The organism is Desulfovibrio aminophilus DSM 12254, assembly GCF_000422565.1.
Classification (GTDB): domain Bacteria; phylum Desulfobacterota; class Desulfovibrionia; order Desulfovibrionales; family Desulfovibrionaceae; genus Aminidesulfovibrio; species Aminidesulfovibrio aminophilus.
Genome location: NZ_KE383875.1, coordinates 100,208 through 122,564, shown reverse-complemented (window position 1 = coordinate 122,564; position 22,357 = coordinate 100,208). Strand labels below are relative to the sequence as shown.

16 protein-coding genes, 1 tRNA gene and 1 other RNA gene are annotated in these 22,357 nt (G+C 68.9%); 16 read left to right on the top strand and 2 right to left on the bottom strand.

What is annotated here, in order from left to right; all coding sequences use genetic code 11:
• The first annotated feature begins 14 nt into the window (after window positions 1-14).
• The 5 genes from H587_RS0113050 to rfaE2 are packed head-to-tail and all read left to right on the top strand — an operon-like array spanning window position 15 to window position 6,163.
• Window positions 15-1,193, top strand: a complete 1,179-nt coding sequence (locus H587_RS0113050; protein ID WP_027176630.1) for an SGNH/GDSL hydrolase family protein — start codon at window positions 15-17, stop codon at window positions 1,191-1,193.
• Window positions 1,190-3,307, top strand: a complete 2,118-nt coding sequence (locus tag H587_RS18650; RefSeq protein WP_084630748.1) for a glycosyltransferase — start codon at window positions 1,190-1,192, stop codon at window positions 3,305-3,307. The genes H587_RS0113050 and H587_RS18650 overlap by 4 nt, the downstream gene beginning before the upstream one ends.
• The gene (locus tag H587_RS0113040; protein ID WP_051202813.1) at window positions 3,283-4,911 is read left to right on the top strand and encodes a glycosyltransferase family 2 protein; all 1,629 of its coding nucleotides are present in this window, start codon (window positions 3,283-3,285) and stop codon (window positions 4,909-4,911) included. The genes H587_RS18650 and H587_RS0113040 overlap by 25 nt, the downstream gene beginning before the upstream one ends.
• Window positions 4,908-5,678, top strand: a complete 771-nt coding sequence (locus tag H587_RS0113035) for a YkgJ family cysteine cluster protein (RefSeq protein ID WP_027176628.1) — start codon at window positions 4,908-4,910, stop codon at window positions 5,676-5,678. The genes H587_RS0113040 and H587_RS0113035 overlap by 4 nt, the downstream gene beginning before the upstream one ends.
• On the top strand, window positions 5,675-6,163 hold the full coding sequence (gene rfaE2 / locus H587_RS0113030) for a D-glycero-beta-D-manno-heptose 1-phosphate adenylyltransferase (protein ID WP_027176627.1): 489 nt from the start codon (window positions 5,675-5,677) through the stop codon (window positions 6,161-6,163). The genes H587_RS0113035 and rfaE2 overlap by 4 nt, the downstream gene beginning before the upstream one ends.
• Here rfaE2 and H587_RS18645 read toward each other — a convergent pair.
• Window positions 6,160-8,619 carry a bifunctional diguanylate cyclase/phosphodiesterase gene (locus H587_RS18645; RefSeq protein ID WP_051202812.1) on the bottom strand — a complete coding sequence of 820 codons (2,460 nt, stop codon included), beginning with the start codon at window positions 8,617-8,619 and terminating at the stop codon, window positions 6,160-6,162. The genes rfaE2 and H587_RS18645 overlap by 4 nt on opposite strands.
• 253 nt (window positions 8,620-8,872) lie before the next feature.
• Here H587_RS18645 and H587_RS0113020 point away from each other — a divergent pair.
• From H587_RS0113020 to H587_RS19800, 9 genes are all read left to right on the top strand, one after another.
• Window positions 8,873-8,948: transfer RNA gene (locus H587_RS0113020), tRNA-Ile, on the top strand.
• Between the two features lie 125 nt (window positions 8,949-9,073).
• Window positions 9,074-9,853 carry a Nif3-like dinuclear metal center hexameric protein gene (locus H587_RS0113015; RefSeq protein WP_027176626.1) on the top strand — a complete coding sequence of 260 codons (780 nt, stop codon included), beginning with the start codon at window positions 9,074-9,076 and terminating at the stop codon, window positions 9,851-9,853.
• An 87-nt stretch (window positions 9,854-9,940) separates the two neighbouring features.
• Entirely contained in the window at window positions 9,941-10,690 is a 750-nt protein-coding gene (locus H587_RS0113010) for a zinc ribbon domain-containing protein (protein ID WP_027176625.1), read from the top strand.
• 42 nt (window positions 10,691-10,732) lie between these two features.
• Window positions 10,733-11,089, top strand: an RNA gene (gene rnpB, locus H587_RS19875) — RNase P RNA component class A.
• Between the two features lie 57 nt (window positions 11,090-11,146).
• Complete coding sequence (gene ispD / locus H587_RS0113005) at window positions 11,147-12,331, top strand: 2-C-methyl-D-erythritol 4-phosphate cytidylyltransferase (protein ID WP_027176624.1); 1,185 nt, start codon at window positions 11,147-11,149, stop codon at window positions 12,329-12,331.
• A gap of 1 nt (window position 12,332) precedes the next feature.
• Window positions 12,333-13,163: a hypothetical protein gene (locus H587_RS0113000; RefSeq protein ID WP_027176623.1), complete on the top strand. Its 831-nt coding sequence runs from the start codon at window positions 12,333-12,335 to the stop codon at window positions 13,161-13,163.
• 27 nt (window positions 13,164-13,190) lie between these two features.
• Window positions 13,191-14,648, top strand: a complete 1,458-nt coding sequence (gene cysS / locus H587_RS0112995; RefSeq protein ID WP_027176622.1) for a cysteine--tRNA ligase — start codon at window positions 13,191-13,193, stop codon at window positions 14,646-14,648.
• A gap of 44 nt (window positions 14,649-14,692) precedes the next feature.
• Complete coding sequence (gene ade, locus H587_RS0112990) at window positions 14,693-16,423, top strand: adenine deaminase (RefSeq protein WP_034609418.1); 1,731 nt, start codon at window positions 14,693-14,695, stop codon at window positions 16,421-16,423.
• Between the two features lie 61 nt (window positions 16,424-16,484).
• Complete coding sequence (locus H587_RS19800) at window positions 16,485-19,517, top strand: EAL domain-containing protein (protein ID WP_169432786.1); 3,033 nt, start codon at window positions 16,485-16,487, stop codon at window positions 19,515-19,517.
• On the opposite strand, the gene H587_RS19795 is transcribed toward H587_RS19800, so the two are convergent.
• Entirely contained in the window at window positions 19,514-20,068 is a 555-nt protein-coding gene (locus H587_RS19795; protein ID WP_051202808.1) for an HU family DNA-binding protein, read from the bottom strand. The two genes, H587_RS19800 and H587_RS19795, sit on opposite strands and share 4 nt — an antisense overlap.
• 117 nt (window positions 20,069-20,185) lie before the next feature.
• Between H587_RS19795 and H587_RS0112975 the strand changes: the two genes are divergently transcribed.
• The gene (locus H587_RS0112975; RefSeq protein WP_027176620.1) at window positions 20,186-21,028 is read left to right on the top strand and encodes a 4-hydroxybenzoate octaprenyltransferase; all 843 of its coding nucleotides are present in this window, start codon (window positions 20,186-20,188) and stop codon (window positions 21,026-21,028) included.
• Window positions 21,029-21,037: 9 nt separating this feature from the next.
• Window positions 21,038-22,345 (top strand): mechanosensitive ion channel family protein, encoded by a 1,308-nt coding sequence (locus H587_RS18630; protein WP_051202806.1) that lies wholly within the window; start codon window positions 21,038-21,040, stop codon window positions 22,343-22,345.
• Window positions 22,346-22,357: the final 12 nt, after the last annotated feature.

Genomic DNA, 22,357 nt, shown 5'->3' with positions numbered 1-22,357 from the left:
ACGGAACGCCAGACATGCGGAAGAAACTCCTCAACCTGCTCCTCGCACTCACGAGCGTGGGTCTCCTTTGCGCGCTTGTGGAGTTTCTGTTCTTCCCCCTGCTGCTGCCGTTTCTGTGCCCCACCGCCTACCACTCCTTCCCCCGGGACATGCGCCTTCCCGGCCAGACCTCCAAGGCCGGGCTGCTGCCCAGGCCGGGCTATCTGGCCCTGGCCGGGGACTCCTATGCCCAGGGCAAGGGCGACTGGTTCATCGACCTCGGCTACGACCGCGCGTCGCGGTTTCAGGCCGCGCACCTGCTCCAGGACGCCCTGGGCCGCGACGTGGTGTCCTTCGGCCGCGGCGGCGCGGGCAGCGTGGACGGCCTCATCCTGGAGCCGCTCCAGGAACTGCGCGCCATGCGGCGGCGGGGGCTGAAGATCCCGGACCCTGGCTGCATGCTGCTTTACTTCTATGAAGGCAACGATCTGCAGAACAACGGCGGTTTCCTGCGACGCCACTTCGACCCCTTCCACCCCCGGGAGGATCTGCGTCGGCCCGGCGTGTTCCGCGCCTTCCTGGACGACATGACGACCCGCTTCGCCTCGGGCGCGGCCATCGAGCCCGGTGATGACCTGCTGCTCGGCAACCTCGTGCTGCGCTTCCTGCGGGACCACGTCTGGTACCGGCTGACCCGACATGTCGTGGACCCCGACCCGCCGATGCAGCCCGGCATCGTCAACGCCGCCGTGGTGGGCGGGCGGGCGGTGTTCCTGCCCGACCGGCTCCAGGCGCCGCCCCTGGACGAGCCCGGGGCCGACGACTCCCTGTTCGTCTTCGAACAAAGCGTCCTGTATATCCGCGACGCCCTGCCGAAGACCCGCTGCGTGGTGGTCTACGTGCCCTCGCCCCTGGCCTGCTACGCCTTGTCGGCGGCCCGGGTTCGGACCTACGACAGACCGGACGTCGACCACACCCCGGCCCAGGTGGCCGCGGGGAGCGATCAGCTGGTGGCCCAGGTGCGGGCCTTCGCGGAGGGCAACGGTCTGGGCTTCATCGACACCCGGCCGGAGGTGCGCATCGCCGCCGCGCGGGAACTGCTCCATGGACCCCGCGACTGGGACCACTTCAACAAGGCCGGTTACGAGGCCTTCGCGCGGGGCGTCGAGAACGGTCTGGCCCGGGGAGCCTGCGGCCCGGGGGCCCAACCGTGATCGGCCGCAGCGTCCCGGTCTTCTGCTACCACAACGTCTCGGACGTGGACGGCCACGCCCCGGCCCGCTTCGAGGAGCACCTCCGGGTCATCGCCTCCGCCGGATACCGGACCATCGGCGCGGTGGAGTTGCTGGAGATCACGCTCGGCAAGCGTCCCCTGCGCGGCCGCTGCTGCGTGCTCACCTTCGACGACGCGCACCTCTCCAACTGGCTGGTGACCGCTCCGCTGTTGCGCAAGCACGGCATGACCGGCGTGTTCTTCGCCCTCGCGGACTTCACCGTGGCGGGTCCGGCGCGTACCCCGGAAACGGCTCCCGCGCTGCGCACCATGCCCGACTCCTTCCGCCTGGCCCTGTCCGGGGACATGTCCCAGTTCATGAACGAGTCCGAGCTGAAGGCCTTGGTCCGGGACTACGGTATGGAGGTTCACGCCCACGGCCGCAGGCACCAGGGAGCCTTCCGCACGCTCACGCCCCGGAACGTGGTCGGCGGCGCGGGCGCCCACTGGAGCGCCCACGGCATCTACGACCCGGTGGAGCCCGGCCTGCCGATCTTCGACGTGGGCAGCGCCTATGTCTATGACGGATTCTGGCCCCGGCGCGACGAGCGCGGGCTTCTCTTCCGTCTGCGCTCCGAGGAGGAGCGCCGCGCCTTCTGCCGCGAGGACTTCCGCGTGAGCCTGGAACGCATGCGGAAGATCAACGGCGGCGGGCCGCAACTTTTCTGCTGGCCCTGGGGGCACTTCGACGCCGTGAGCGAGGAGGAGCTGAAGCGCGCGGGGTTCGACGGGGCCTTCAGCCTGGAGCGCGGGCCCAACGCCAAGGGCACGGACCCTTTCCGGCTCAAGCGCATCGGCGTGAGCAGCCGCAAGAGCGGGGCCTGGGTCCGGGCCCGGCTGGCCATGTACGGCACGATCCCGGGCGCGCGGGTCTTCTTCAAGTTTTTCCGCAAGCGGCCCGAGCCGCGTACGATCATGCTGGCCACGGACTCGGTGAAGCTCTCCGGCGGCAGCCGCCAGTTGGTGAACAATGCCGAGGCCCTGCGCGAGATGGGCCTGACCGTGCTGGCCGCCGTGCCCGAGTCCTCGGCCCTGGCCCCGGAACTGCGTCGGGCCGGGGTGCCGGTGCTGGCCTGGGACCGCTTCCGCGATCTCTGGGCCACGGCCCGCTTCTTCCGCGCCGCGGCCCGCGAACACGGCCTGGACGCGCTGCACGTCTTTCACAACCATGCCTACAAGCCCGCCATCCTGGCCCGTTTCCTGGGATCACGCCACCGGCTCTTCCTGAACCGGGGCGTGATTTTCCAGCCCAATCTCCTGGCCGGACTCTGGGCTCGGCTTTCCAGCGGCTTCATCTGCAACTCCCTGGAGTGCGCCCGGGTGCTGCGCCGCCACGGCGTGGCCAAAAGCCGCCTGAACGTGGTCTACAATTCGTTCCTTTTTGACGGTCCGCCGCCCGGGGACGCGCCCCCGCGGCGCAAACGCGGCCTGCGCGTGATCTACGTGGGCAACGAGGCCCCGGCCAAGGGCTTCGACGTCTTCGTGGCCAGCATCGCCGCGCTTCAGGCCTCGGGATTGGCCAAGGACATGGAGTTCGTGGCCTGCGGTACGCGTCCTGCCGAGGCCGTGCTTCCGATCCTGCCGCCCGGGGTGGCCGAGCGTCTGCGTCTCACCGGGACCATCACGCACGACGAGGTGCTGCGTGAATTGGCCGCCGCCGACGTCCTGGCGCTGACCTCGCGCCAGGAGAGCCTGCCCAACGTGCTTCTGGAGGCCTTCATGGCCGGATTGCCCGTGGTCTGCACTTCGGTGGGCGGCATCCCGGAACTCGTGCGCCACGAGGTCAACGGCCTGCTCTGCCAGTCCGAGGACAGCCTGGGCCTGGCCGAGGCCTACTACGTCCTGGCCGGGGATCCGGCGGCTCGCCTGCGCATGGGCCGCATCAACCGACGCGTCGTCACCGGGCTCCTGGACAACCGGACCAAGGGACGCAACCTCGTGCGGGTTTATTCCGGCGAACGCCTCTACGCCCCCCTGTCCATTGACGAACTGGCCGCCTCCGTGCCCATGCCGGAGGCCGGGGAGGCCGGATGTTCGGACCGCAAGACGGATTGACCTCCTTCTGGCGCGGCCTGGACCCCGGCGTCCGGGACCGCCTGCTGCTGGGCTCCTGCGGCCAGCGGCATCTCCTGGACGCGGCCCGCGTCGCCCTGTCCATCGATTCCCCCCTGGCCCCCGCCCTGGTTCTGGCCTCCCTGGCCGAGAATCCGCTCGACGGGGCCCTGGCCGCCGAAATTCTTTCCGCGCCCGAGCTTCTGTCCGCCCTGCCGGAGTCCGCCCGGCCTCTTTTGACGACCCTGTCCGCTCGGTGGGCGCGGCCGGCGGACGTGACGGCTTACGAGGAGCTGGCCGCCGGACGCGATCTGGCGGCCGTGCGTCGGTTCCTGGAATCCCGTTTGGACCGGGAGCCGAACCTGTTCTGGCTGAATCAGGCCGTGTCCCTGGCCCTGTTCGAAAACGACCAGGACTGGCTGGCCGCGTCCCTGGCCCGCCCCCTGCCGTCCGCCCTGGCCCCCGCCCTGGAAGCCTTGCGGGGCCAAGCCGCCTTTCTGCGCGGGGACTTCGGGACCGCCGAGGTCCATTATGTGTCCGCCGCGATCCTGGGGCCGTCGATCCTCTTGCGGCGCGGGCTCTGCCGGAAGGCCTGGGGCGACAAGGCGGGCGCGCTCGGCATGTTTCTGGACTGCCTGGCGGCCGCGCCCTGGCACGCCACGGCCGCGCTGCTGGCCTCGGAGGCGTCCGGGAACGGCTCCCGCGCCCCGGCCCCGATCCCCGGCTCCCTGGTCGTGCTGCTTTATTCCTGGAACAAGGCCGCCGAGCTGGACGCCACCCTGGCCGCCCTGTTCGCCTCGGACCTGGGCGGGGCCCGCGTCATCGCCCTGGACAACGGCTCCACCGACGCCACGGCCGAGGTGCTCTCGGCCTGGATCGAGCGGAGCGGCGGACGGCTGACCCGCGTGGACCTGCCGGTGAACGTGGGCGCGGCGGCGGCCCGCAACTGGCTGGCCGCGCTGCCCGAGGTCCGGGCCGCCGACTTCGCCCTCTATCTGGACGACGACGCCGAGGTTCCGCCGGACTGGCTCGGCCGCCTGGGCGCGGCCGTGGCCCAATGGTCGGACGCCTCGGTCTGGGGCTGCCGGGTGGTGGACCACGCCGGGCCCTGGCGCATTCAGGCCGCGGACCTGCACCCGGTCCTGCCCGACCCCCCGGACCCCCCGCGGCCGGACGAATTCCGCCTCTCGGACCTGCACATCCAGGATCTGGACATGGGCCAGTTCACCTACGCCCGGCCCTGCGTCTCGGTCACGGGCTGCTGCCATCTGTTCCGCTCCGCCACGCTGGCGCGCTCGGGCGGCTTTTCGCTGCACCTCTCGCCCTCGCAGTACGACGACGTGGAGCACGATCTGCGGCTTGCGCGCTCGGGCGGCTTCGCCGTATACCAGGGGCTCCTGGCCGTGCGGCACCGGAAGCGCACGGGCGCGGCCGGGCGCACGAGCCGCGCCGAGCACGGCAACGCCCTGGGCAACAAATTCAAGATGCAGGCCATGCATCCCCGCGCCGAGATGGAGGCCGTGGTCCGCGCGGACCGCGACCGCCTGCTGGACGACCTGTTGGTCCGGCTGGCCGCCCTCCCGGCTCCGAACAAGGAACACCCATGACCAAGGACGCCACCGAACAATTCCTGGACAGCCTGCCGGAACTGAAGCCCGGCGAGACCTTCCGCTTCGCCTGCCATCCAGGCGTGCCCTGCTTCAACGCCTGCTGCGGCGACCTGAACCTCATGCTCACGCCCTACGACGCGCTGCGCCTGCGGCGTGGCCTGGGCGGGCTGCCGAGCCGTCTCTTCGTGGAGAAGCTGGCCGAGGTTTCGGCCCGGGCCGACGGCTTCCCGACCATGCGCCTGCGCATGGAAGAGGGGGGCAAGAAGCCCTGCCCGTTCGTGCGGCCCGAGGGCTGTTCGATCTACGCCGACCGCCCAGGGGCCTGCCGCACCTATCCCCTGGGCCGGGCCACCCGCCCGGACGTGGACGGAACCCTGCGTGAACAGTTCTTCGTGGTCCGCGAACCGCACTGCCGGGGTTTCGAGCAGGAAGGCGAATGGACCGCCGAGTCCTGGCTCAAGGACCAGGGCCTGGAGCCGTACAACGCGGCCAACGACCGCTACATGCGCCTGGTTTCGGACTGGCGGGCGGCGGGGCGCGGCTTGGACTCCCGGCGCGCGGGCATGGTCTTCCTGGCCCTGTATCAGCCCGACGACTTCCAGCGTTTCCTGCGCGACATGAAGATGTTCGAGCGCCTGGAGGCCGAGCCCGGCCGCGAGGAACGGGTTCTGGCCGACGAGGAGGCCGCCCTCGACTTCGGCCTGGACTGGCTGCGCCTGACGCTGCTGGGGCAGACCGAGAACCTGCGGCCGAGGGGCGCATGAACACCTCCCTGGCCCACGAGAAGATCCTCGACCTGGACGGCTTCCTGGAGCGCAGGCGGGCCCTGCCTCCCGGCTACCGCCTGGTTTTCACCAACGGCTGTTTCGACCTCCTGCACCCCGGCCACGTGGACTTGCTGACCCGTGCCCGTGCCCTGGGCGACGGCCTGATCCTGGGACTCAATTCCGACGACTCGGTGCGCCGCCTCAAGGGGCCCGAGCGTCCGGTGGTTTCCGAGCGTGAGCGGGCCTTCGTCCTGGCGGGCTTGGCCTGTGTGGATTTCGTGGTCCTCTTCGGCGAGGATACGCCGTTGCGGCTCATCACGGCGGTCCGGCCCCAGATCCTGGTCAAGGGCGGGGACTGGCCCGTGGAGCGCATCGTGGGCCGCGAGGTGGTCCAGGCCGACGGCGGAAGCGTGCGCTCTCTTCCGCTTCTGCCGGGCTACTCCACCACCGCGCTCATCGAGCGCATCCGCTCCGGGCGCTAGCCTTCTTCGCGGCAGGGGCCGCCGTCGCCCAGCAGCCGGGCGATGAGCCGGCCCGCGTTGAAGCCGTCCACGGGCTTGGAGAAGAGAAATCCCTGGGCCTCGTCGCAGTTCTCGCAGGCCAGCCGCTCGAGTTGGTCTTCCCGTTCCACACCCTCGGCCACCACGTTCAGGTTCAGGTTGCGGGCCAGGGCGATGATCGTTCGGACGATCTCGGGATTGGCCTCGCCGCTGATGAAGGAGCGGTCGATCTTGAGCGTGTCGATGGGCAGGCGCTGGAGGTAGTTCAGCGAGGAATAGCCTGTGCCGAAGTCGTCCACCACCAGGCGCACCCCCAGGTCGCGGAGCGCGTGCAGGGTCTCCAGACAGGACTTGGAGTCCTTGAGCAGGGAGCTTTCGGTGAGTTCCAGCTTGAGGGCGGCGGGCGGCAGGCCGGTGCGGTCCAGGGCCTCCCGCACCCCGTCCAGGAAGTCCTTGCGCATGATCTGGCGGCTGGAGATGTTCACGCTCATGCTCAGGCCCTCGGCCTCCGGGTGGCGATCGCGCCACTGGCGCATCTGGGCGCAGGCCTGGAGCAGAACCCACTGTCCCAGGGGCGCGATGAGCCCGGTCTCCTCGGCCACGGGGATGAAACGGTCCGGCGAGATCCGGCCCCGGCGGGGATGCTCCCAGCGCACCAGGGCCTCGAAGCCCTTGAGACGCTGATCGCCCACGGCCACGATGGGCTGGTAGTGCACGGACAGTTCGCCACGGTCCAGGGCCTGGCGCAGTTCCTGCTCCAGCTGCATGAACTCCGTGGCCTGCTCATGCATCTTGCGGTTGAAGACCTTGTACTGGGCCGTGCCCTGGGACTTGGCCCGGTACATGGCGATGTCCGCGTCCCGCAGGATGTCCTCCGAACTGCGGTACGACTTGGCCCGGAGCACGATGCCGATGCTCGCTCCGCAGACCACGCCCGTGCCGTCGATGATGAAGGGCCTTTCCATGGCCTCGTGGATCCGCCGGGCCACGCGGGTCACGTCGTGGGGATGCTCGTATTCCTCCAGGAGCATGGCGAACTCGTCGCCGCCCAGGCGGGCCACGCTGTCCGAGGAGCGTACGCAGGACTCCAGCCGCCGGGCCGCAGCCATGAGCAGCTTGTCTCCGGCCTGGTGGCCCAGGGAGTCGTTGACCGTCTTGAAACGGTCCAGGTCGATCATGAGCACGGCGAAGCGGTAGTCCTCGCGGCGGGCGGCGCGCTCCACTGCGCGCTCCACGCGCTCGCTGAAGAGCAGGCGGTTGGGCAGGCCGGTGAGGGCGTCGTGGAAGGCCTGGTGCGCGAGCTGTTCCTCGAACTCCTTGCGCTGGGTGATGTCGGTGTAGATGTAGAAGACCCCGGCGATGCGCCCGGCTACGCGCACGGGATAGCCGATGACCGAAACGGGGATGAGACGGCCCAGGCGGTGACGGCGCATGGTTTCGGCCTCGATGGGTTGCCCCGCCAGGACCGTGCGGTTGAAGCTCTCGGCCTCGTGGATGCGTTCCGTGGGCACCACCACCTCGCGGTTGAGTTTGCCGCGCACCTCGCGGGCCTCGTGGCCGAAGAGAGCCTCGAACCCCGTGTTCGCGTTCACGATGCGGCCGTCCACGCCGATGAGCACGATGGCCTGCGGCGAGCTTTCGAAGAGCTGGTGGAAGTAGGCCCGCTGGGTCTCCAACGCCTCCTGGGCCAACTTGCGTTCGGTGATGTCCATGACCGTGCCCTCGTAACATTCGGGGCGGCCTTCCGGTCCGAGGACCGCGCGGGAGTTCTCCGAGATCCAGATGGTTTTGCCGTCCTTGCGGTAGATCTCGGACTCGAAGGCGAGCACCTCTCCGAATTCGGCCATGAGGGCCAGGTATTCGTCGCGGCGCCCGGGCTCGACGTAGAGCTGGGAAGCGATGTCGTCGAAGTGCGCCTTGAGGTCTGTCGGGGAGTCGAAGCCGTACATGCGGGCCAGGGCGGGGTTGGCGTCGATGTAGCGGCCGTCGGGCGTGGTCACGAAGATGCCTTCCACGGCGTTGTCGAAGACGTTCCGGTAGCGCCGCTCGGAGCGTTCCAAAGCGGCGACGGAGGAGAGATCGCGCGCCAGGAGCAGAAGACGCCCGCCGGACAGCGGCGCCGTGGTGACCTCGAAGGGAGCCGGGACGCCTCGGGCCTGCTTCAGGTGGGAACGTTGGCGGCGGGGAGTCCTGGTCGTGTCCCGCAACAGACGCTCCAGGACCAGACGATCGGAGAGGCCGGCCGGGAGCAGGGCCGGGTCGCCGCCCGGCTCTGCGGCCAGAGGGCCGAAGGCCTGGGCGAAGGCCGCGTTGGCCCGCTCCACGCGGGCGTCCGGCCCGATCAGGGCGGCCGGGTCGGGCGCGCCGTCCAGAAGCAGGCCGAAGGCCGTGGCCGGGATTTCGGAATCAAGGGACTCGGTTCGCGTGGTCGGGAACATGGGGCACCACCGGACATTGTTTGGACGATCAGGAAAGCAAGGAGCGTGCCCAGCCGCAATGAGCTGGAAGAGCAAGGCTTTTCCGGCGAACCCCATTGGGTGGGCCTGTCCTGGGCGGATTATTTGCCACAAATGCAATTCATGACAGGATGGAAATGACAAGCTTGTAAAAAAGTGACGATCCACGGCCCCGCGCGGCGATAGTTGACAGGTCCGTCTGCCGGGGCTATGTTCCTCTGCTCGAACATTGTTCGGGCCAGTAGCTCAGTTGGCAGAGCCTCCGGCTCATAACCGGATGGTCCCAGGTTCGAATCCTGGTTGGCCCACCAAGAGGACGTGATCTTGCCGGTGAAAAACGCCACGCTGCTTCCGAAAGGCGACCTGTCGCCGCTCTCAGGAGGACCAGGATGCTCCCCAAGGGAAAACCTCGGGGAGCATCCTTGCTTTGGTGGGCATGAACATACATGATTTTCTGAACCGGGTCCGGGAGTTGGCCCCGGAACGCCTGGCCAGCCCCTGGGACAACTCCGGGGTCCAGGTGGCCGGGCCCGAACGGACCGTGAGCAAGGCCGCGGTGAGCCTGGAGCCCGGGCCCGAGGCCCTGGCCAAGGCCTTGGACTGGGGCGCGGAGGTGGTGGTCACGCACCATCCGCTCTACCTCAAGCCCGAGGCTCCCAACACTCCCGGCCGCTACCTCGACGCCCTCCGCCTGCTCCTCTGCTCCGAAACCTGGCTCTACTCCGCCCACACTTCCCTGGACAGCCGCCCCGGCGGCCCGGCCCGTTGGCTGGGCGAGGCCCTCGGCCTGCGCGATCGCGCGGTCCTGGAGCCTCAAGCCGACCCCGAGGCCGGTTTCGGGGAACTGGGCGACCTGCCCCGGGCCCTCTCCGTGGATGCCTTCCTGAAGAAACTCCAGCCCCTGGTGGGCGGCGCGGCTCTGACCCTCTGCGGTCCCGAGCCCCGGCGCATCCGCCGGGTGGCCTATTGCCCCGGTTCGGGCTCGTCGCTGGCGGCCTTGGCCTTCGGGCGGGGCGCGGACGTGCTCGTCACCGGGGACGTGAAGTACCATGCGGCCCTGGAGGTTTCCGGGCTGGTGGTGGACGTGGGCCACTTCGCCCTGGAAGAGGAGATGATGCGCCGCTTCGCGGCCGAATTGGCCCGGGCGGCCGAAGGCGTGTCCGTGCGCTTCTTCGAGGGACGCGACCCGTTCCGGCGGGTGCCGGGCCGGGAATAGGGAATCGCGCGGGCCGCCCAGGCGGACCGCGATCCAATACGCAGGGGCGCGCGGGGGCGCGTGTCCCGTGGACCAAAGAGGGGACCTATGTATCAGAAGCAGATCGAACAGCTTATCTTGCTCCAGGCGGTTGACGACGAAATCATCGTTCTGGAGGCCGAAATCCAGCAGGCTCCTCAGGAGCTTTCGGATCTGGAGGGCCGGGTGGCCTCGCTCAAGGAGCGCCAGACCCAGATCGACGAACGCCTGGAAGTCCTGCGCGCCCAGCAGAAGAAGCTCGAATTCGAGATCGAGGAGGACGCGGGCAAGATCAAGAAGAGCAAGAACAAGCTGATGATGGTGGGCAACACCAAGGAATACCACGCCATGATGCGCGAGATGGACAGCCTCGAGCGGGTCAACCGCATGCGCGAGGAAGAGAAGATCGCCATCATGGAGGAGATCGGCCGCCAGGAAGAGGGTCTCAAGGATCTGGACAAGGAAGCCGAGGGCATCCGCGAGGAGTATGCGGCCAAGAAGGCCACCCTCGACGAGCGCCTGGACAAGGCCCGCAAGCGCGTGGACAGCCTGGACAAGAAGCGCAAGAAGGCCGGCAAGGTCGTGCCGCCGCCCATTCTCGGCCGCTACGAGTTCATCCGCGCGCGCATCTCCCATCCGGTGATCGTGCCCGTGGCCCTGGGCGTCTGCTCGGGCTGCAACATCATGATTCCCCCGCAGATCTACAACGACTTGCAGAAGGGCAAGCAGATCATCGCCTGCCCGAATTGCCAGCGCCTCATCTACTGGCAGGAGCACGCGCCCAGCGGCGCTCCCTCGGTCCAGGACGAAGAGGAATAACGCGTCTTCCCAGGCGCGCTTCGATGCATTAGGTGATGGAAGGGAGTCGGACAGGTCGCCGCCGCGGTCCTTGGGGGCCGGGGAGGAAAGTCCGGGCTCCGCAGGGCAGGGCGCTGGGTAACACCCAGGGGGAGTGATCCCCGGACAGTGCCACAGAAAGCAAACCGCCCCCGGCCCGCCGGGGGTAAGGGTGAAACGGTGGGGTAAGAGCCCACCAGCGGTCGCGGTGACGCGGCTGGCTCGGAAAACCCCGCCCGGAGCAAGGCCAAATAGGGGGGCAGGTCGGCCCGGCCAATGCCCCCGGGTAGGCTGCTGGAGACGTCCGGTAACGGCCGTCCTAGAGGAATGGCGACCACCCCGCGAGGGGAACAAAACCCGGCTTATCGTCCGGCTCCCGTTTTTCAGGGCCGTGGCGGGGGAGGCAACGCCTCCCCCGCCACGTTTCCGGAGAAAGGCATGCCCCACAGCACCGACATCTGGGCCGTGATCGTGGCCGCCGGCAGCGGCTCACGGCTGGCTTCGGCCGGACTCGGGCCCAAGCAGTACCTCCGCTGGCGCGGTGCGCCGCTGTTCTGGCATTCGGCCCGCACCCTGGCCCGGGTGGCGCGGGTGCGGGGCCTGGTCTTCGTTTTTCCGCCCGCCGACGTCCCCGCCATGCGGGAGGAAGTGGCCGAACTGGCCCGGACCGAGGGTCTGGGCCTGCCCTGGCGCGTAACCGGGGGTGGGGCCCGGCGCCAGGACTCCGTGCGCCTGGGCCTTGCCGCCCTGCCGTCGGAGTGCGGATTCGTCCTGGTCCACGACGCGGCCCGGCCCTTCGCCTCGGCCGCGCTCGTGCAGCGTCTGGTGGACGCCCTGGACCGGGGCGGGCGGGCTGTGATTCCCGCCGTGGCCGTGAAGGACACGGTGAAGCGCGTGGCCGGAGGGTTTGTGGGCGAGACCCTGCCCCGGGCCGAGCTGGCCGCCGTGCAGACGCCCCAGGCCTTCGCCCGCGGCGTCCTGGAGACGGCCCACGCCGAGGCCCTGACCCGGGGCCTGGAGGCCACGGACGACGCCTCCCTGGTGGAGGCGGGCTGTCCCGTGGTCGTGATCGAGGGCGAGGAGTCCAACGTGAAGGTCACCACCGCCGAGGATCTGGCCCTGCTGCGCGATGAGCGGCGGACCATCCCCTGCTCTGGCTGGGGGTACGACGTGCACCGCTACGGCGGGGAGCGTCCGCTGGTGCTCGGCGGCGTGCCCCTCCCCGGCGGTCCCGGCGTGGTCGCCCATTCCGACGGGGACGTGCTCCTGCACGCCCTGGCCGACGCGGTTTTGGGCACCTTCGGCGGCGGCGACATCGGACAGCATTTTCCGGACACCGATCCCCGCTGGGCCGGTGCGGACAGCGCCGTGCTCTTTCTGGAGGTTCTGGCCAAGGCCCGGGCAGCCGGAGTGGAGGTGGTCCAGGCGGACCTCACGGTGGTGGCCCAGGTTCCCAAGATTTCCCCGCACCGCGAGGCCATCGCCGCCAACGTGGCCAACCTTCTGGGACTGCCCCGGGCGCGGGTGAACGTCAAGGCCACCACCGAGGAAGGCCTGGGCTTCACCGGTGAGAAAAGGGGCATCAAGGCCGTGGCCCTGGTTTCGGCCCTGCGGAGCCTGTGACATGAAGCTGCGGACGCGGGCGTTGTTCGTCCTGTCGGCGTTGTTCCTGGCCGCCTGCGCGGGGTGGGCCGGCATGCGGGCCTATGTGGAGAGCGAGGTGCGCGCGGGTCTGAACGGGTTGCGCCCTGGCCTGGACGTGACCTTTTCGGTGCTGACCTTCGATCTTTTCCCGCGCGGGGTGGTGCTCACCGGCCTGACGGCCCGGACTCCGGAGGGCCCGGTGCTGCGCGCCGAGCGGGCCCGCATCGAGGCATTCGACCTGGACCATGCCACGCCCCACTTCGTGCGCGCGGCCTTCATCGGCCTGACCGTGGAGGATCCGGCCTGGGGCTGGATGGTCCCGCCCTGCCGGGCCCACGTGGACTACCGTTACGACCCGCAGTCCCGCGAACTGACGGTGAACCGCCTGTCCCTGGATCAGCCGGAAACCTTCCAGGCCGACCTTTCCGGCCGTTTCGGCAACCTGGACCTGGAGCGCGTCCAGGACGGACAGTATTTCGCCTCCAGCCTCGCCGAACTGGAGTTGCGTTATCGGGATCGCTCCCTTCTGGGGCGCGTCCTGCAACGGGTGGCCGCCCAGTTCCAGACCAGCGAGGCCGCTCTGCGGACCCGCGCTGCGCTTTGGCTGGCGGCCCGCGAGGCTCAGGCCCGTTCGCGCGGCGAAGCCGCCTCGGCCTCGGCCCTGGAGGCCCTGGGCCGCTTCGCCCGAACCCCTGGAGAACTGACCGTGTCCCTGGCCCCGGCCGAGCCGGTGCCCTTTTTGTACCTCATCGCGGACGGCAATCTGCCCCAGATGCTGGCCCTGCTCAACGCCAGGGTCGAGGCCCGCTGACGCGAAATCGCCCATACGGAGAACGTGATGCGATTGTACAACACCCAGGCCCGCGCCAAACAGGAATTCACCCCCCGAGAGGAGGGGAAGGTCTCCATGTACGTCTGCGGCATCACCGCCTACGACCTCTGCCACGTGGGCCACGCCCGTTCGGCCGTGGTCTTCGACGTGCTCGTGCGCTTCCTGCGCCGCAAGGGCCTCGACGTGACCTTCGTGCGCAACTTCACCGACGTGGATGACAAGATCATCAAGCGCGCCGGCGAGATGGGCCTGACCTCCCAGGATGTGGCCGAGCGGTACATCCGGGAGTTCCATGTGGACATGGACCGCCTGGGCGTGCTGCGGGCGGATGTCGAGCCCAAGTGCACCGAGCACATCCCGGAGATGCTTGAGCTGACGCAGGAACTCATCCGGAGCGGTCAGGCCTACACCACGCTCTCCGGCGACGTGTACTTCCGGGTGCGCTCCTTTCCGGGCTACGGAAAGCTCTCGGGACGGAACATCGACGACCTGCGTTCCGGCGCGCGCATCCAGCCCGGCGAGGAGAAGGAGGATCCCCTGGACTTCGCCCTCTGGAAGGCCGCCAAGCCCGGCGAGCCTTCCTGGGAGAGCCCCTGGGGCCCGGGCCGTCCCGGCTGGCACCTGGAGTGCTCGGCCATGAGCGAGAAGTATCTGCCCCTGCCGCTGGACATTCATGGCGGCGGCCAGGATCTGATCTTCCCCCATCACGAGAACGAGATCGCCCAGTCCGAGGCGGCCACCGGCCGGGAACTGGCCCGCTTCTGGGTGCACAACGGCTTCGTGCAGATCAACTCCGAGAAGATGTCCAAATCCCTGGGCAACTTCTTCACCATCCGCGACATCCTGGACAAGTTCCTGCCCGAAACCCTGCGCTACTTCCTGCTCTCCTCGCACTACCGCAGCCCCCTGGACTTCTCCTTCGAGGGGTTGGAGGAGGCCGAGAAGGCCCTGCGCCGGGTCTATACGGCCCGCCGGCAGATGGCCGAGGAATTGGGCAAGGCCAAGTGGAGCGCCTCGCCCGTCCCGCCGGAGCTGGCCAAGGAGCTGGCCGAGCTGGAGGCGGGCTTCGGCGAGGCCCTGGAAGACGACCTGAACACCGCCGCCGCCCTGGGACACCTCTTCGGCGTCGTTCGCCTGGCCGGGCGGCTGTCTGATGACAAGACCCTGCGCAAGTCCGAGGGCGCGCGTGATTTGTGGACCCGTATCCTCAAGGATATGGAGGGCTGGAGCGCGGTGCTCGGCGTGTTCGGGGCTGATCCCGGGGATTTCCTGGCCGCCCTGCGCGACTGCCGCGCCGCCCGCAAGGGCATCGACGCGGCCGAGGTCGCGGCCCGGCTGGAGGCGCGGCGGCAGGCCCGCGTGGCCAAGGATTTCGCCGCTTCGGACCGCATCCGCGACGAATTGGCGGGCCTGGGCGTGGAGGTCAAGGACACGCCCGCGGGCCAAACCTGGGACGTGGCCTAGGCGACAGTCGTGCGAGAGCCGGGCGACCGGATGGAGGAACAGCCGTGATCCGTGCGCGAACCCCCGAGGAACTGGCCCGGCGCATCCGACTGGCCCGTGGGCTGGAGCCGGTGGACCTGCTCCTGCGCGACGCCCGGCTGGTCAACGTCCTGTCCGGCGAGATCCACCCCGCCGACATCGCCGTGGCCGACGGCCTGGTGGTGGGCTTCGGGGCCTATGAGGCTCGAGCCGTCCTGGACCTGGGCGGGCGGCACGTGATCCCGGGGCTCATCGACGGCCACCTGCACATCGAATCCAGCCTGCTCTGTCCCCGCGAGTTCGCCCGGGCCGTGGCCCCGCACGGCACCTCCGCCGTGGTCTGCGACCCGCATGAGATCGCCAACGTCTGCGGCGCGGCGGGCATCGAGTACATGCTGGCGGCCACGGCCGACTCGCCCGTGGGTTTCTATTTCATGATGCCGTCCTGCGTTCCGGCCACGCACCTGGAGACCTCCGGCGCGGAGCTCTCGGCCGGGGACGTGCTGCGTTTCCAGGAAGCCCATCCCGGCCGAGTGCTCGGCCTGGCCGAGATGATGAACTTCCCGGGACTGCTGGCCGGAGACCCCGAGGTTCTGGCCAAGCTCCTGGCCGCCGGGGATCGGCCCATCGACGGCCATGCCCCGCTGCTCTCGGGCCGTGATCTGGCGGCCTACGTCCTGGCCGGGCCGGGCAGCGACCACGAATGCACCAACGCGGCCGAAGCCCTGGAGAAGCTGCGCCTGGGACTGCACCTCATGATCCGCGAGGGCACCAGCGAGAACAACCTGGACGACCTTCTGCCCGCGCTCAACGAGTGTGACGCGGCCAACGTCTCGCTGGTCAGCGACGATCTCCTGGCCTCGGACATCCTGGCGCGCGGGCACATGGACCACAAGTTGCGCCACGCCGTGGCCGCCGGAGTGCCGCCGGTGCGGGCGGTGCAGATGGCTTCCATCAACACGGCGCGCCATTTCGGGCTGCCCGGCAGGGGGGCGGTGGCTCCCGGCTTCCGCGCCGACATGGTGGTCCTGGATGATTTGGAGCGCTTCCGGGTGGCCGAGGTCTTTCTGGGCGGCCGCCGGGTGCGCGACCTGAACTTCCCGCGCGGCAAGGGCGCGACGCTCCCGTCCAGCATGCGTCTGCCGGACGTCACTCCGGAACTGTTCGCCCTGCCGTCCGGCAGGGGCCGCGTATGGGTCATCGGAGTGATCCCCGGCCAGATCCTCACCGAGGCCCGGCTGCTTGCGCCGACCGTGGTCCAGGGCCGCCCCACGGCCGACCCGGATCGCGACTTGGCCAAGCTGGCGGTCATCGAGCGCCACCGGGGCTCGGGCAACGTGGGCCTGGGACTGGTCCAGGGACTGGGGCTGCGGGCCGGCGCCCTGGCCTCCAGCGTGGGTCATGATTCCCACAACCTCATCGTGGCCGGGGCGGACGACGCGGACATGGCCCTGGCCGCCCGCGAGGCCGCCCGCCTGGGTGGAGGATTCGTGGCCGCGCTCAACGGCCGGGTGCGGGCCGGTTTGCCGCTGCCTCTGGCCGGGCTCATGAGCGCCAAGCCCCTGGAAGAGACGGCCACGCGTTTCCAGCAGCTCCTGGACAGCCTCTCCCCGGCCATGGGCGAGTTTTCGGGCAATCCCTTCGGCCTGCTCTCCTTCCTGGCCCTGCCGGTGATTCCCGCGCTCAAACTCACGGATCGCGGACTGGTGGATGTGCATTCCTTCGATTTCATCCCGCTGTGGACCGATAAGGAATAATGGCTTCCGAGCGGCATTGCGGCTAGAAAGACGAAAGAAGGAACGCGAGGTGGGGTTTCTCATGCGTTGGGGTCTGCGCAAGTCCACCCTGGCCGTCATCGGCCTGCTTTTCGCCCTGGTCACGGCGGGCTTGTTGCTGTTGTCCCACGGCATTCTCCAGAGCCGCTTCCTGGATCTGGAGGAGGACATGGCTCGGGACAACCTGCGCCGGGGCATGAACGCCCTCGCTTTGACCGTCGAGGATCTGAACACCCTGACCAAGGACTGGGCCTGGTGGGACGACACCTCCCGCTTCGCCCGCACCGGTTATGAGGAATACGTCGAATCCAACCTGCCTCCCGCGACCTTCCAGACCCAGAAACTTTCCCTGTGTCTGATCTACAACGCGTCGGGAGGTCTCGTCTGGGGCCGCTACGCCGACGAGGACGGCAATCTCTCTTCCGCGCCGCCGGAGGCCCTGTCCTTCATGGAGCCGCGCGTTTCGCCGGGAGGGAGCCGCTTCGCGGCCGACGGCTTCGCCGGCTACATGGTGCTCTCGGACCGGATATTCCAGGTCGCCTGCCAGCGCATCCTGAGCAGCAACCGCCAGGGGCCGCCGGCCGGCTGGCTGCTCATGGGCCGGGAGGTGTCCCGCCCCTTCGTCACCCGGCTGTCCGAAACCCTGCAGCTGCCCCTGACCCTGGGGCGGGAACCGGCTCCGACGCTTTCGCTGGGCGAGGACAGCATCCTGGCCTCGGCCTCCATCCCGGACCTGGACGGCCGGTCGGCCTTGAATCTTTCCGTGCGTACGCGCCGCGACCTGCGCCAGACCGGCGAAGAGGCCACCCTGGGCATCCTGCTGTCCATTCTGCTCACCGGCCTGATGTTGGCGGGCCTGACCATGTTCTTTCTCGAACGTCAGGTGCTGGCCCGCGTGTCCAGCCTGGAGCGACAGGTGTCTTCGGCGGGCGGCCCGGACCATGCCCCCGTGTCCCTGGACGGCGACGACGAACTGACCAGTCTGGCCCGGAGCATCGAAGGCATGTTCCGGGAACGCCGGGAGAACGAGAAGTTTCTCTCCCTGCTTCTGGACTCCCTGCGCGTGGGCGTGATCCTGGTGGAGGCCGACACCCGCCGGGTGGTCGAGGTCAACGCCCTGGCCCGCGAACTGGCGGGGCGGACGCGCGAGGAGATCGTGGGCCGTCCCTGCCACGGCCTGCTCTGTCCCAACGAAGCGGGAGCGTGCCCGATTCTGGACGGAGGAAAGGAGGACGGCGACGCCTTCAAGTGCCAGCTCCAGCTTTCCGACGGTTCGCGCATGGACATCCTCAAGTCCGTGGCCCGGCTGTCCCTCAAAGGGAAGGACCATCTCCTGGAAACCTTCGTGGACATCAGCGAGCTGGAGAAGGCCCAACAGGCCCTGGCCGACTCCGAGGAGCGTTACCGCACTCTGTTCATGAACACGGGCACGGCGGGCATGCTCATCGAGGCGGATACGCGCATCCGGCTGGCCAACGCCGAGTTCGCCAACCTGATGGGCTTCGCCTCGGCCGACCAGGCCGTGGGCCGCAAGTGGACCGAGTTCTTCCACCCCGACGACGTGCCGCGCATGTTGGAGTATCACGCCATGCGCCGCAAGGGCCCCGGGCTGGCCCCGCGCAATTACGAAACCCGGGTGGTGGACCGCCGGGGCGAGGTCCGCGAGGTCTTCATGACCGTGGCCGTGATCCCGGGCACCGACATGAGCGTGGCCTCCATCACGGACATCACGGACCGCAAGAAGGCCGAGCGAGAGCTGGAGCGCCAAGCCTTTCACGATGAATTGACGGGGCTGCCCAACCGCCAGCTCTTCCAGGACCGGCTGCGGAGAGCCATGCTGGCCTCCTCCCGCGCCGGAACCCAGGTGGGGCTCCTGCTCCTGGACCTGGACGACTTCAAGCACGTCAACGACACCCTGGGGCATTCGGCGGGAGACAAGGTCCTGCGCATGGCGGCCGAGCGCTTCGCCGGGGTGCTGCGCCGGGAGGACACCCTGGCCCGCCTCGGCGGCGACGAGTTCGCCGTGGTGGTCGAGGGATTGGAGGAGGGCCTCGACCCGCTCACGCGCATCGCCGGTGATCTGCTGAAGGCCATGCGGCGTCCGTTCCGGGTGGGCGGCAACGAGTTCTACCTGGGGGTCAGCGTGGGCATCGCGGTCCATCCCCTGGACGCGGACACGGCGGAACGGCTCGTGCAGAACGCCGACCTGGCCATGTACCGGGCCAAGGAGTCGGGCAAGAACACCTTCAGCCTGTACAAGCGGAACCTCAACGACCAGGCCGCGCGGCGGTTGACCCTGGAGACGGATTTGCGTCGGGCTCTGGCCGAGGAGCGCCTGACCGTCTTCTTCCAGCCCAAGGTGGACATGGGCCGGGGCGCGGTGGTGGGCATGGAGGCCCTGGTGCGCTGGCGGGAACCGGACGGCTCCCTGCGTCCTCCGGCCGCGTTCATCGACTTCGCGGAGAGCAGCGGGCTCATCGTGCCCATCGACCTGTTCGTGCTGGAGGCGGCCTGCCGTCAGGCCATGCACTGGGCCGAGGCGGGCTTCGCCGATCTGACCCTGGCGGTGAACCTGTCGGCCCAGCACTTCCGGCGCGACGAACTGCCCCAGCAGGTGGCGGCGATTCTCGAACGCACGGGCCTGCCGTCGCATGCGTTGGAACTGGAGATCACCGAGACGGCCCTGCTCAAGAACTTCGGGGCGGCCCGCGCCGCCATGGAGCATCTCAACGGCCGGGGCGTGTCCTTCGCCCTGGACGACTTCGGCACCGGCTACTCATCCTTGAGCTATCTCATGTCCCTGCCGTTGCAGACCATCAAGGTGGACAAGACCTTCGTGGACCGCATCGGAGAAACCAGCGGCCGGGGCGGGGCCCTGGTGCGGACCATCCTGTCCATGGCCGACGGCCTCGGCCTGTCCACCGTGGCCGAGGGCATGGAAACCCGCGAACAGGCGGACTTCCTGCTCGGCGTGGGTTGCCGTCTGGCCCAGGGCTACCACTATGCCCCGCCGCTTCCGGCGGAGGAATTCGAAAAGCTCCTCCGCGGCGGACCGCTCGGGGGCGGGCGCTCCTAGAACTTGTCCCGGGCCTTGAGAAAGGCCGTCTTCAGCTCTCCATAGGCCCGCTCCAGGCCCTGGCGCAGTTCCTCCCAGGCGGGCTTGCCCGCGCGGGAGTAGTCCTTGAGCCTGGCCGAGGCCTCGTCGGTGAGTCTGGTCAGGCGCTCGGCGGCCTCCCGCGCGTAGCGCTCGGCCTTGGCCTTGACCTGCTTCCGCTTGAGGAAGGCCCGGGCCTCGCGCACCTGTGACTCCAGGAGCAGGGAATAGGTCTTCAGGCCCAGCCATTCCGGGCCCTGGCGCTGGGCCTCGCGCATCTGGGCCCCGGCCCGGAAGATCACGGCGCGCCGGGCCGGAATGGCCACGGGCTCGCCGGTGCGGGGGTTGCGGCCGGTCCTGGCCTTGCGTTCCACCACGCGGAACGAGCCGAAGGGCCGCAGTTCCACGTCCTGGCCCTCGCGCAGGGCTCCGGCCAGACTCTCCAGCACGGCGTCGTACGCCGCCTCGGCCTCGGCCTTGTTCGGGAAAACGCCGCTTTCCAGCATGCCGTCCACGATCATCCGCTTGCTCATGGGGCCTCCCTGGGCTGTATTCGTTGCCCGGCATTGTGCGCCGAAACCTCCGCGGTTTGCAAGCGCGGACGGAACAGGGTACATCCCGAGGTGTTGGAAAACCTCCGGGAGCCGCGCATGTCCAAGTTTTTCTCGATCCTGCGCATGGTCAAGATCGAGCATTCGATCTTCGCCCTGCCGTTCGCCTATTCCGGTCTGTTCCTGGCCGCCGGTGGTTGGCCCGGCTGGTGGGCGCTCATCGTGCTCACCGCGGCCATGGTCGCGGTGCGTTCCTTCGCCATGGCCGCCAACCGCTACCTGGACCTGGACATCGACCGCGAGAATCCGCGCACCCAGGACCGGCCCCTGGTCACCGGCGAACTGACCAAGGGCTTCACCCTGGCCTTCATCGGCGGCTGCGCCCTGGTCTTCGTGGGGACCACGGCGCTCATGAACCCGCTCTGCCTCAAACTCGCGATTCCGGCCCTGGTCTGGTCCGGGTTCTACTCCCTGACCAAGCGCTTCACCTGGCTCTGTCACTATGTGCTCGGCTCGGTGCTCGGGCTCGCGCCCATCGCGGGCTGGATCAGCCTCCGGCCCGAGTTCGCCTGGACTTGGCTCCTCTTGGCCCTGGCAGTGACCCTCTGGGTGGCCGGGTTCGACATCCTCTACGCCTGCCAGGACGTGGCGTTCGACCGCTCCAGGGGACTCAAGTCCATGCCCGCCTCCCTGGGTCTGGAGCGGGCCCTGCGTCTTTCCCGCGACGGGCATCTGGCCGCCGCCGGGCTGTTCCTCATGGCCGGGATGACGGCCAACCTGCGCTGGACCTATTTCGCGGTGGCCGCGCTCATCGGCGGCATCCTCTGGTTCGAGCACCGGCTCATCAAGCCCGACGACCTTTCGCGGGTCAACCTGGCCTTCTTCACCCTCAACGGCTTCGTGGCCATCCTGCTCTTCGCCGGTGTGCTCCTGGGGCTATAGGAGTCGCGCATGAACACCGAGTCCGCAGCCGATCTTTCCCGGCTTCTCGCCCAATTCTGGGCCTGGCTCCAGGCGAACCTCCTGTCCTGGGCCGGGGTGGTCCAATTGGCGGCCTTGCTGGCCGCGCTGTTCATCTCCTGGCTGCTTTGGGGGCTGGTGCGCGGCCGGGTGCGGGCCTGGCTCTCGCGCCCCATTCCCGCCGGGCTGGCGGTCCTGGCCAACAACGCCGGGCGCTCGGTCTGGCCGTTGCTTTTCGTGGTCTGCTGCGGCGTTGTCGGCGCGGCCCTGGATGGCCTGAAACGGCCGCACCAGCTCACCGACATGGCCGTGTCCCTGACCGTGGCCTGGGTCATCATCCGCCTGCTCACCTCGCTCATCGAAAGCCGCTTTTGGGCCCGCATGGTGGCCGCCATCGTCTGGTCCCTGGCCGTGCTGGACGCCATCGGGCTGCTCAAGCCCGCCACGGCCTTCCTGGACTCCCTGGCCGTGACCCTGGGCGAGGCGCGGATTTCGCTCTGGGGCGTGCTCAAGGCCGTGGTGGTGCTCGTGGTGGCCCTGGAGGCCGCGGTGCTCGTGGTTCGCTTCGTGGAGAGCCGCGCCACCCGCTCCAGCGAGATGTCGCCCACCCTGCGGGTGCTGGTGGTCAAGGGCGCGCGCTTCGGGCTTTACGCCCTGGCCGGGCTCATCGCCCTGTCGAGCATGGGCGTGAACCTCACGAGCCTGGCGGTGGTCGGCGGCGCGCTCGGCGTGGGCATCGGCTTCGGGCTTCAGAAAATCTTCTCCAACCTCGTGTCCGGCGTGATCCTGCTCCTGGACAAGTCCATCAAGCCCGGGGACATCATCGAGATCGGCGGCAACGTGGGCGAGATTCAGACCCTGAGCACGCGCTACGCCCTGCTGCGGACCCTGGGAGGCAAGGAAATCCTCGTGCCCAACGAGGATCTCATCAGCGGGCAGGTCATCAACTGGACCCGCACGGACCGCAAGTTGTGGGTTTCGGTGCCCGTGGGCGTGGCCTACGACGCGGACGTGCCGCTGGCCATGCGGCTCATGGTCGAGGCGGCCCGGTCAGTGGACCGCATCCTCAAGGACCCGGAGCCCTCGGCGCATCTCACGGACTTCGGGGACAACAGCGTGAACCTGGCCGTGGGGTTCTGGATCAAGGATCCGGAGAACGGGCTCATGGGACTCAAGACGGACGTGAACCTGGCCATCTGGGAGCGCTTCCTGGCCAACAAGATCGAGATTCCCTTCCCCCAGCGCGACATCCACGTGAAGTCCCTGCCCGAAGGGTGGGGGAAGAAAGAAGAGAAATGATCATTGTTCTAT